This window comes from Vibrio sp. 10N.222.52.C3, assembly GCF_041474195.1.
In the GTDB taxonomy this organism is placed as follows: Bacteria; Pseudomonadota; Gammaproteobacteria; order Enterobacterales; family Vibrionaceae; genus Vibrio; species Vibrio crassostreae_C.
Map to the genome: position 1 here is coordinate 1 of NZ_JBFRTQ010000228.1, position 661 is coordinate 661.

At 47.0% G+C, this 661-nt stretch carries 5 tRNA genes; all 5 read left to right on the forward strand.

Features of this window, described 5'->3' with window-relative positions:
* The first annotated feature begins 87 nt into the window (after positions 1-87).
* The 5 genes from AB4517_RS22495 to AB4517_RS22515 all read left to right on the forward strand — a co-directional run bounded on the left by AB4517_RS22495 (position 88) and on the right by AB4517_RS22515 (position 569).
* Positions 88-163 (forward strand) — tRNA-Glu (locus AB4517_RS22495).
* Between the two features lie 20 nt (positions 164-183).
* Positions 184-259: transfer RNA gene (locus tag AB4517_RS22500), tRNA-Lys, on the forward strand.
* A gap of 25 nt (positions 260-284) precedes the next feature.
* Positions 285-360: transfer RNA gene (locus tag AB4517_RS22505), tRNA-Val, on the forward strand.
* 25 nt (positions 361-385) lie between these two features.
* Positions 386-461, forward strand: a tRNA-Ala gene (locus AB4517_RS22510).
* 32 nt (positions 462-493) lie between these two features.
* Positions 494-569: transfer RNA gene (locus tag AB4517_RS22515), tRNA-Val, on the forward strand.
* The last annotated feature ends 92 nt before the right edge of the window (positions 570-661 follow it).

Below are 661 nucleotides of genomic sequence, written 5' to 3' on the forward strand. Positions count from 1 at the left end.
TGATTAGGTTTAGAAAAGTAAAGAGATGAAGAACTCCCAAGTTCTTCGAAGTTTGTTTCTACTTTTAAAGTAGAGATGAATTGCAGTGTCCCGTTCGTCTAGAGGCCTAGGACACCGCCCTTTCACGGCGGTAACAGGGGTTCGACTCCCCTACGGGATACCACTTCCTTCAAGAAGTAAAAAGGGTCGTTAGCTCAGTTGGTAGAGCAGTTGACTTTTAATCAATTGGTCGCAGGTTCGAATCCTGCACGACCCACCATTTCCTCCCAAGGAAATAAAATTTGGGGCGATTAGCTCAGTTGGGAGAGCACCTGCCTTACAAGCAGGGGGTCACTGGTTCGAGCCCGGTATCGCCCACCATTTCCTCCCAAGGAAATAAAAATATGGGGCTATAGCTCAGCTGGGAGAGCGCCTGCCTTGCACGCAGGAGGTCTGCGGTTCGATCCCGCATAGCTCCACCATTCTTTCTCCATGAAGGAATCAAAACTATCATGGGCGATTAGCTCAGTTGGGAGAGCACCTGCCTTACAAGCAGGGGGTCACTGGTTCGAGCCCGGTATCGCCCACCATCTTTAAGCACACTTTTCTTAGTAATAGAAAACTGAGTGTATTTAAAAATGGTTTTGAAAGTTTAATGCTTTAAAAACTCTTGCTCTTTAAC